A 9,382-nucleotide genomic window follows, 5' to 3' on the forward strand; every position below is an offset into this window, starting at 1 on the left:
GTCCGGGTCATCCGGTGGCACCGAGGGGTCGACGTAGCCGACGAGCGTCTGCGCCCAGTCGGAGAGTCCCTCGTTGACCCACGAGGCCTCGTCCGGGTCTTCGTAGTACTCCAGGAGGTGCTGGTACTCGTGGGCGAAGACACCCTCGTAGAGGTGTGGCCGAGGCAGCCCGAGCAGACGCGACGGGTCGACCTGGAGCTCTTCGCTGCACGCCACGTAGGCAGGATCGGCAGAGTCGTCGGGCGGGTTGGCACCGGTACGGTGCAGCCAGTCGAAGGCGTCGATCGTCATGACGTTGCGGTCGAAGTACTCGTTGAAGACCGAGTAGAAGAATCCGGCGATGTAGGTCTGCCCGTCCGGGGTCGTCGGCTCGTAGAAGTTCGCGTCTCGCACGTTGTCGACCAGTGTGACGATGTTGTCGCCCTCGCCCTTGTACTCCGAGGACGGCAGGTTCGGGATGAGCTTTGGCAGGATTGCGTTGTGGCCGTCGCGCGCTGGCGGTACCGAGAAGGTCGCCGACTCCTTGGGATAGATGTTGGTGTCGAACTCATGGATGAAGTTGTTCACCTGTGCGTCGGTGACATTGGTCAGACCCAGGTCGTTGCGGCAGTCGCCCTCCGGGAAGGCCCGGTTGTTGGCCACCCAGACCTCGATGTGGTCGCCGACGCCGCGGAGCGTGTAGTTCTTCAGGTAGATCGCGCCCGAGACGTCGTCGAGTGCGAGCCACGTCCTCGTGGTGCCGACCTTGGCCGGCCCGAGCGGGGGCTGACCCTTGACGGTCTCGCTCTCCTTGGCGCTGATGGGCAGCTTCTTGCCCTTGTTGAAGTCGGGCCCCGTGTTGCGCACGTCGCTGTTGCCCTGCCCACTGCCAGCCTTGGCAGAGGGGGCGGCGGACGCCGCGAACCCGCTCGAGAATGCGAGGCCCATGGCCAGCAGCGCAGCTGCGCCTGAGACGAGGATCCTCGATCGTTGCCAATCACTCATGCGGAATCCCTTCGTTGCGAAGGCCCGGTCAGCGCCGCAGTCATCTCGACGACGTTGCCGGGACCTTCGGAGTCAACCACTCCGCGAGTCCGCCGGGAAGGTTTCGAGCTTCACTTTCTGACGCCCGGGGCCGCTCACCCGGTCCGCCGTGCGCTGCCGGAAGCTGCCTGCCGCCCACGCCACGAAGGCAACCGCGGCCAGGAGGTAGGCATTGCCGACGATGTGGTCGAGAGGAGTCCACGCGTACTCGCGACCCTCGCCGTAGCCGGGCCAGATGATCGGGCGGGCGACGAAGACCAGGGTCCATGCGATCGCAGCCAACCTCCCGCGTTCCCACAGCACCAAGGCGATCGGTGCGCACCACACCCAGTGGTGCGACCACGAGACGGGTGAGGCGAGGAGCATGGAGGTGGCCGCAAGGCAGGTGCCGAGGAGTGGGTCGCCCCGCCGCCACCAACGGACGCCGACACCGAGGACGGCGACGGCCAACGGCACGGCGATCGCGAGCCACAGCAGGATCGAGGGCCTGGCGTCGAGCAGGCGGGTGAGCGCCCCATAGACGGACTGGTTGTGCGCCAGGGCGGGAGGTCCGATGCGGCCGGCGTCGACGAGGCCATGACTCCAGTAACGGCCCGACCACCCCGGGTTCACCGCGACGCCAATGGCGACGGTGCCGACGAAGGCGAGGATCGCCCGCCCCGCGGCGGTGCGACGTCCCACGAGGACGAGGAGGACGACGAACACGAGCGGGGTGAGCTTCACTCCGGCCGCGATCCCGATCAGCACGCCGGACCAGCGCCGCGACGGCCTGAGCAGGTCCACGAGGACGGCGAGCATGATGAGGGTGTTGATCTGACCGAACACGAGGTTCTGCCAGATCGGCTCGAGGGCGACCGCACCGAGGGTGAGTAGCGCGACGAGCCAGCCGGGCGAGGGCCGTTCGAGGACGCGACGCACGAGGGCCACGACTCCGGCGAGCGCGGCCACCGATGCAGCAGTCCACAGCCCTGCCGCAAGCCAGGACGGAAGCGGCGCCAGCGGTGCCATGAGCACGGCCGCGAAGGGTGGATAGGTGAAGCGCAGCCCGGTCACCGGGTCGCGCGACTCCGGTGACAACCCGTCGAGCACGACTCGGCCTCCGTGCTGGTACACGAACAGGTCGGTGAAGCCGCCGTGGAGCGCACCCACAACGGCCGCGACGCCGATCAGGGCGATGACCGGAGCGGGCCCTCTGAGCACGCGGGCCAGCACAGGGGCATCGTAGGCAGGAACAGTCGCGCGGCGGGTACCACCCATGCCGTATGCCGCTGAGCCCGCTCTCGGGGCGAGGCTCAGTTCCCGGGTGGCCGGGTCGCGACCATGAGCCCGATGTCGCCGGACTGGACGACGACACCGTCCTGGTTGGTCAGGGTGAAGCGTCGCGACAGGATGCCGGCGTCCCCTGCGCTCGTGAGGCGGGTGCCCGTGATCTCGACCGTGACGTGGACCGTGTCGCCGATGCGGATGGGCGCGTGGAACCGCCAGCCGTCGACCCCGAGCAGCGCGATCGAGCTGTCCTCGAAGACGCCGAGCCGTGACGCCAGGCCCATCGCGACGGAGAGGCCGAGCATGCCGTGTGCGATCCGCCCGCCGAAGCGGCTGACCCTCATCGACTCGGCATCGGTGTGGGGCGGGTTGGTGTCCCAGCTCCACCCGGCGAAGACGACGACGTCCGTCTCCGTGATGGTCCGGCCCTGGCTGGTGAAGGTCTGGCCGACCGAGAAGTCCTCGAAGAACACGCGTCAGCCTCGCACGTCGATTGCCTCGTCGGCACGGTCTGGGACGGCGACGGCCGGGCGGTCGCTGCGCTGCTCGTGGAGGACGAGACCGACCACGGCGACGAGCACGACCCCGAAACCGACCCACTGTGAGGGCGCGAGCGTCCGCCCGAGCAGGGCGACGCCGACGACGGCCGCGGTGATCGGAAACGCCAGCTCCGCCAACGTCGCTCGCGAGGCCGGCGTGCTGCGCAGCCCGCGGTAGTAGAGGAGCAGCGCGAGCAGACCCGGCACGAGGGCGAGGATGACGATCGACCCTGCGGCCGACGTGTCGACGCGCACCGACGTGTCCGTCACGAGCGAGATCACACCCAGCGCCACGAGACCGACTCCGAAGCGCAAGGACGTGAGCTCGCGGAAGGTCAGCTCCGCGGAGGCGGCGCGTCCGAGAACGGTGCCGGCCGCCCAGAGGGCCGCTGCCCCGAGAGCGAGCCCAGCGGCATACAGGCTGGTGATGCTGATCGCGAAGGGCTCCGGGAAGCTGAGCAGCCAGGCACCCGCGATCGCCGGCACGGCGAACAACGCGAAGGACGGCCGAAGGCGCTCCCCGAGGAGGAGGGCCGCAAGGAGGAGGGCGATGAGCGGCTGCAACTTCTGGAGGACCTGGGGGGTGATGGGGTCGCCCAGCCGGAAGGCGGAGGTGAACAGGGTCGTGGCGAGCGCCGACGAGCCGGCTCCGATGACGAGGACGCTCAGCTGGGTGCGGCGGCTCGCCCGGGCCACGGCACGAACCGCTCCGAAGAGCCACGGCGTCACGAGCAGGACGAGGACGACGTGCTCCCAGAAGACGATGGCGACGGAGGGGTACTGCTTGGCGAGTGGGTCGCGCCAGATCGCGGAGAGGCCCCACAGGCTCGCGGCCAGGGCGATGAGCCAGGTGCGATCTGCGCGGCGGGTGGACGGGGCAGGCATGGCGGTCAGCCTAGAGCCGAGTCCGGGACCGTGATCCGGAGGCCCCGTACAGTCGATCCGTGAGCAATGACGCGTTCACGATCGGTCTCGACGAGGCGCTCGATCCGCTGGTCCTGGGGATCGATGTGGGCTCGACCGGCACCCGGGCCGGGATCTACGACGCCCGAGGTGTGCCCGTGCACCGGCACCGCCACAAGGCGCCCCACTCCTTCACGACCGCCCCGGACGGCACCGTCACGATCGATCCCCTACAGGTCGTCGACGAGGCCGCCGCCTGCATCACAGCCGTCACCGAGCACCTGGGCAGCCGGACAGTCGCCGGGGTCGCCATCGACACGTTCGCCTCGTCCCTCGTCGGCGTGGGGCGTGACGGCACCCCCCTGACGCCGTGCTACACCTACGCCGACACCCGCTCCACCTCGCAGCTGATGGGGCTGCTGCGCGAGCTCGACATCGACGAGATCCACGACCTCACCGGCACGCGCCTGCACACGAGCTACCTCGCGCCTCGGCTGCGCTGGCTGCGCGAGACCTCGCCCGAGGTCTTCGCGCGGGTGGACCGTTGGCTATCCCTCGGTGAGTTCCTCCAGCTGCGGCTCGCCGGCGCGACTGCGGTCGGCACATCCACCGCCGCGTGGACCGGGCTGCTCGACCGGCGCACGGGCGCATGGGCATCGCCCCTGCTCGATGCGGTGGGCGTTGGGGCCGAGCGCTTCTCCCCGATCTGTGACCCGGACTCCTCGGTGGACGGGGCCGGCACCGACCGGTGGCCGGCGCTCCGTGACGCGCGCTGGTTCGCGCCCCTCGCGGACGGGTTGAGCAGCAACATCGGCTCGGGGGCGACCGACCCCGGGACAATCGGGCTCGCAGCCGCCACCAGCGGCGCCATGCGGGTCCTCGTCCCCGGCACGCCCGCGGTCCTCCCGTCCGGGCTCTGGTGCTATCGCATCAGCCGCGGACAGTCGCTCGTCGGCGGGGCACTCAACGATGTCGGCCGGGTCGTGTCCTGGCTCGAGGACGTCGTGCGACTTCCCGAGGGCACGAGCCTCGAGGACGTCGCGCGCCGGGCGCCCGAGGCCGCCACGCCGACCGTGCTGCCCTTCCTCACCGGCGAGCGCAGCACCGGTTGGCGTGCGGACGCCCGCGGGGTTGTCGCGGACATCGGAGCGGCCGCAGACGGCGCCGACGTGGCGCGCGGGGCCCTCGAGGGCCTGGCCCTCAGCTACGAGCGGGTCCACGACCAGCTCGTCGACGCGAACCCGGCCGTCACGCGGGTCGTCGCGTCGGGCCGCGTCACGAACCGCGTGCCCGGACTGCTCGCGCTGGTCGCCGACGCCATCGGCATGCCCGTCGACCACGCCGTGCTGCGCCGGGCCACACTGCGCGGCACCGTGCTCCTCGCGCTCGACGTCCTCGCGCCCGACGTGGAACGGGCTCCCACGCCAATGGCCGTCACCGAATCGCCCGACCCCGACCACGCGGCCTACTACGCCAGCCGGCGTGAACGGTTCGCCGACCTCTATGAGCGCGTCCTCAACTGACCGTCCCGAAGCGAGTTTCCTTCCAGCTCAACACAGGATGCCGCCCCCTGAGGGACGAGTGACGGGACGACGTCGTGCGGCACGTGCTTGGGCAGCTGTCCAGCGCAGGTTTGGTCCCGTCACTGCTCCCATCCGGAACTTGTTTCGCGGCGGCCGTCGAGTACGAGGAGTGCGCTTCCCCGTCTCCGGCCGCGCTGATCAGTTCAGGCGCGCTGACGCTCGTCCCGCTGCCGGACCAGCTCCTCGACCGCACTGGGGAGGGTGGTCTCGAAGTCGATAAGCTTGGCCCACGTTGGGGTGATGACGATTCGGACCATCCCGTCGTAGAGGGAACGCACCTCGGCCTCCCACTCGACGCGCTGCTCGGGCGTCATCTCGTAGCTGCCGTTCATCTGCAGGTACTCCTCCGGGATGCCGTCCACCACGTCAAGCTCCGCTCGACCGCGGAGGAGCAGGATCTTCGGTGGGTGCACCTCGGTGTCGATCGTCAGCGCGACCGCGGGGTTGTGCCGCAGCGAGAGTAGTTTCGGGGCGTTCTTCGTGGTGCAGACGACGATCTCGGACCCGTTCCAGGTGAAGGCGATCGGGACGTTCCGGGGGGTGCCATCCTTGGCCACGTAGGCCATGCGGAGCAGGTCGCGGGCCAAGAGCTCCTGGCTGAGCGGGAGGTTCAGGATCGCGGCGATCTCGTTTGGCTGCATGGTGGTCGCTCCTTCATCGGTGTCGTTGAGGCCGGTTGGGCTGCTCATACCCTGGGAACGGAGCCGACCGGGCGTTCTCGACAGCCACGAGGCAGGATTTCCGGCCCTTTTCTGATCCGGCAGGGACGGAGCTCCATCAGACTCAAAGGTGCTATAACCGCGCGACGCTCCCCTGCTCAGGTCCCCAGAGCGACACCGCTTGACGCCCCATCCAGCTCTGACACGACGCCGTAGAGAGAGAGCCGGACGAGCGCCCGCACCCGCTCGACGGGGTCATCGGTGAGCCCATCGGCCCAGGCCCGCATCGCGGCCTCGAGGGCGTTGTGGACGTGGACGCACATCAGCTCGACCGGCACGTCGGTGCGGAGCTCGCCGCGGGTATGAGCGATCTCCAGCAGGTGGTGAATGGTCCGGAAGGCGGCTGGCGTCGACTCGTCCTCCGGTTTGAGCAGCGCCTCGTGCCGGACGGGAAGGCTGTAGATGAAGCGCGCGAGCTGCGGCTGGTCGAGCATGCCGCGAGCCGCCTCGATGGCGACATGCTCGATCTGCTCGAGCGGTGGGACGTTGGTCCGGGTGTGGTCCGGCACCTCCGTCGCAAGCAGTCGCTGGAAGAGCGCCCCGAGGACCTCTTCGCGCTCGGAGAAGTGGTTGTAGAACGTGGCTCGTGAAACGCCCGCTTCTCGGGCGACGTCCTCGACTCGCACCGCCTCGTAGCCGTGCGCCGTGAACAGGTCGAGGGCGCTGTCCATGATCGCCTCGCGCGTCGCCCGCCTCCGTCTACTCGTCACAGGTCCACCTTACTTGACACGTGTCCAATCTGACGTAAGTTGACACTTGTCCAACTTCTGGACACGTGTCAAAAAAAGGAGCAACACATGGGACGACACACGAGGCACGCCGCCGCGCTCACCGCCGCCTTGGCCGTGGTCGGAGCAGCCGTCTGGATGGGCGTCAGCAGCGGCACCGAGCCCGCCGTCCAGGCAGGGAGCGGCACCGTGGCCGCCGCAGCGAAGGACCGCGTGACGCAACCGCTGCGCGACGAGCACAAGGAGCTCATCCCGCATATCGACGGTCTTGCCGCGGCTGGTGACGCGATCGGGGTGTCGAGCCTCGCCGAGCAGCAGGAGAAGGTCCACGCGTCCTACGTCTTCCTCACCGAGAGCCTGATCCCGCACGCCGTCGCCGAGGACAAGGTCCTCTACGCCAAGGTCGACGAGCTCATCGGCACCAATGGCAAGACCCACGCAACCGACACGATGCGGCGCGACCATCAGGAGGTCGGGACGCTGACCGATGAGCTCGGCAAACTGGGCGGCAAGCTCGAGAAGGGCGACCTCGCGGCGCCTGACCAGCACGAGATGCGCCGGGTCCTCTACTCGCTCAACGGGATCGTCGGCCTCCACTTCGCCAAGGAGGAGGAGGTCTACCTGCCCCTGCTCGACCGGACCCTGACGGCCGAGCAGGCACAGGAGATGTTCGAGGAGATGGAGGAGGTGACCGCCAAGGAGACTGGCGGCTCAGGCCACGCCCACTGAGGCCGCCCCGCCGGCTCTGCACCCACTGCAATGCGGCACTGCTCAGCCAGGGTGAGCAGTGCCGCAGTTGCGTTCTGGTCCGACAGGTGTCCCGCGACGAGGGAGAAGCACCCCGCGACGGGGTGCCCGCGCCCGACCGGGCTCTCAGCCCACGTGCGGCCCGTTTCGCTTGAGCTCGTGGCGCGCGATGGTCCGCCGGTGCACGGCGTCGGGGCCGTCGACGATGCGCAGCACCCGCGCCCACGCGTAGAAGTACGCGAGGGGCGTGTCCTGCGAGACGCCGGCCGCGCCGAAGACCTCGATGGCCCGGTCCACGACGCGCGTGGCCATGGCCGGGGCGGCGACCTTGATCCCGGAGATCTCGGTCCGGGCGCCCTTGGCACCGTGCTGGTCGATGAGCCAGGCCGTCTTGTAGACGTAGAGCCGGGCCATGTCGATCTCGATCCGGGACTGGGCGATGAGCTCCTGGACGACGCCCATGCCCGACAGGTGCTCGCCGAACGCGACCCGCGACTTGGCCCGGTCGACCATGAGCGACAGGGCCCGCTCGGCCATCCCGATGGCGCGCATCGCGTGGTGGATCCGGCCCGGGCCGAGGCGAGCCTGCGCGATCATGAACCCGTCTCCCTCTCCCGCAATGAGATTCGCGACCGGCACCCGCACGTCGCGGAAGACGACCTCCGCGTGCCCGTGCTGGTCGTGGTAGCCGAAGATCGACAGATCCCGCTCGATCGTCAGACCCGGGGTGTCCCGCGGCACGAGGATCATCGACTGCTGGCGGTGGGTGTCGGCACCCGGCTCGGTCTTGCCCATGACGATGAAGACCTGGCAGCGCTCATCCATCGCGCCGCTGCTCCACCACTTGCGCCCGTTGATGACGTACTCGTCGCCCTCACGGCTGATCACCGTCTGGATGTTCGTGGCATCCGAGGAGGCGACGTCCGGCTCGGTCATCGAGAACGCCGAGCGGATCTCCCCGGCCAGCAGCGGCTCGAGCCAGCGCTGCTTCTGCTCGTCGGTGCCGAACATGTGCAGCACCTCCATGTTCCCGGTGTCCGGGGCCTGGCAGTTGATCGCCTCCGGCGCGATGACCGGCGACCACCCGGAGATCTCCGCGAGCGCGGCGTAGTCAACGTTGCTCAGGCCCGACTCGGCCGGCAGGAACAGGTTCCACAGACCCCGCCGGCGCGCCGACTCCTTGAGCCGCTCCACGACGGGCGGCAGCCCGTACTGACCATGCTCGGCGAGGTGGCGGTAGTACTCGGCCTCGGCGGGGAACACCTCCTCGCGCATGAAGTCCCACATCCGAGCGGACAGCTCCTCCGCCTTGGGCGACAGTGCGAAATCCATCAGAGTCCCTTCACTGGTCCTTGACTGCGGCGAGGCCCGCGGCGACGAGGGGCTGGACCGCCTCGCCGACCGTCGCGAACCCCTCCCCCACCGTCTGGCCCTGTGTGTAGCGGTAGTGGATGCCCTCGAGGATCACCGCGAGCTTGAAGTAGGCCAGCCCGAGGTGGAACGAGAGCCGGCCCAGGTCGCGACCCGACCCCGCGGCATACCGGTCCAGGATCTCGTCGGGTCCGAGCCACCCCGGCGCCAAGGCGACGTCCGACACCGCATCGCCGCTGCCCATCCCGGCCAGCGCCTGGTACACCTGCAGCAGCCCGACATCGGTCAGCGGGTCCCCGAGCGTGGCCATCTCCCAGTCGAGCACCGCGGCAACGCGGTCGGCGCCACCGGTCGTGTCGATGAGCAGGTTGTCGAGCCGGAAGTCGCCGTGCACGATCGCCGGGGGCGACTCCGGCGGCACGTTGGTCGCCAGCCAGGCGTGCAGCTCGTCGATGCCGGCCACGTCACGGCTGCGTGAGCCGTCGAGCTGCTGCTTCCAGCGC

9 protein-coding genes and 1 pseudogene are annotated in these 9,382 nt (G+C 69.4%); 2 read left to right on the forward strand and 8 right to left on the reverse strand.

The features are described from left to right. The 4 genes and pseudogenes from VIR15_RS00800 to VIR15_RS00815 form a co-directional block, all read right to left on the reverse strand. A pseudogene (locus VIR15_RS00800) lies at positions 1-984 on the reverse strand (peptidase M6); the annotation flags it as partial. Positions 985-1,056: 72 nt separating this feature from the next. Next, complete coding sequence (locus VIR15_RS00805) at positions 1,057-2,235, reverse strand: glycosyltransferase 87 family protein (RefSeq protein WP_331925566.1); 1,179 nt, start codon at positions 2,233-2,235, stop codon at positions 1,057-1,059. A gap of 80 nt (positions 2,236-2,315) precedes the next feature. After that, positions 2,316-2,762: a MaoC/PaaZ C-terminal domain-containing protein gene (locus tag VIR15_RS00810; RefSeq protein ID WP_331925567.1), complete on the reverse strand. Its 447-nt coding sequence runs from the start codon at positions 2,760-2,762 to the stop codon at positions 2,316-2,318. 3 nt (positions 2,763-2,765) lie between these two features. Further along, complete coding sequence (locus VIR15_RS00815) at positions 2,766-3,713, reverse strand: DMT family transporter (RefSeq protein WP_331925568.1); 948 nt, start codon at positions 3,711-3,713, stop codon at positions 2,766-2,768. Positions 3,714-3,772: 59 nt separating this feature from the next. Here VIR15_RS00815 and VIR15_RS00820 point away from each other — a divergent pair, with 59 nt between their 5' ends. Then, positions 3,773-5,254, forward strand: a complete 1,482-nt coding sequence (locus tag VIR15_RS00820) for a gluconokinase (RefSeq protein ID WP_331925569.1) — start codon at positions 3,773-3,775, stop codon at positions 5,252-5,254. A gap of 203 nt (positions 5,255-5,457) precedes the next feature. Here the strand turns inward: VIR15_RS00820 and VIR15_RS00825 are convergent, their stop codons facing one another. Continuing rightward, positions 5,458-5,955, reverse strand: coding sequence for a pyridoxamine 5'-phosphate oxidase family protein (locus VIR15_RS00825; protein ID WP_331925570.1), 498 nt, complete (start codon positions 5,953-5,955; stop codon positions 5,458-5,460). Between the two features lie 176 nt (positions 5,956-6,131). Next, complete coding sequence (locus VIR15_RS00830) at positions 6,132-6,743, reverse strand: TetR/AcrR family transcriptional regulator (protein WP_331925571.1); 612 nt, start codon at positions 6,741-6,743, stop codon at positions 6,132-6,134. Between the two features lie 87 nt (positions 6,744-6,830). Here VIR15_RS00830 and VIR15_RS00835 point away from each other — a divergent pair, with 87 nt between their 5' ends. Further along, positions 6,831-7,490, forward strand: a complete 660-nt coding sequence (locus VIR15_RS00835; protein WP_331925572.1) for a hemerythrin domain-containing protein — start codon at positions 6,831-6,833, stop codon at positions 7,488-7,490. Between the two features lie 144 nt (positions 7,491-7,634). Here the strand turns inward: VIR15_RS00835 and VIR15_RS00840 are convergent, their stop codons facing one another. Together VIR15_RS00840 and VIR15_RS00845 are read right to left on the reverse strand one after the other, a co-directional pair. Then, the gene (locus VIR15_RS00840) at positions 7,635-8,840 is read right to left on the reverse strand and encodes an acyl-CoA dehydrogenase family protein (protein WP_331925573.1); all 1,206 of its coding nucleotides are present in this window, start codon (positions 8,838-8,840) and stop codon (positions 7,635-7,637) included. Between the two features lie 10 nt (positions 8,841-8,850). Continuing rightward, on the reverse strand, positions 8,851-9,382 hold a 532-nt coding region (locus tag VIR15_RS00845), incomplete at its 5' end, for a phosphotransferase family protein (protein ID WP_331925574.1).

Origin of the sequence: Intrasporangium sp., assembly GCF_036566125.1 — a bacterium.
Classification (GTDB): domain Bacteria; phylum Actinomycetota; class Actinomycetes; order Actinomycetales; family Dermatophilaceae; genus Intrasporangium.

Excerpts from the sequence above, each read along its gene's own strand:
- VIR15_RS00840 (WP_331925573.1), bottom strand. The coding sequence starts at position 8,840 with ATGGATTTCGCACTGTCGCCCAAGGCGGAGGAGCTGTCCGCTCGGATG.
- VIR15_RS00825 (WP_331925570.1), bottom strand. The coding sequence starts at position 5,955 with ATGCAGCCAAACGAGATCGCCGCGATCCTGAACCTCCCGCTCAGCCAG.
- VIR15_RS00835 (WP_331925572.1), top strand. The coding sequence starts at position 6,831 with ATGGGACGACACACGAGGCACGCCGCCGCGCTCACCGCCGCCTTGGCC.
- VIR15_RS00815 (WP_331925568.1), bottom strand. The coding sequence starts at position 3,713 with ATGCCTGCCCCGTCCACCCGCCGCGCAGATCGCACCTGGCTCATCGCC.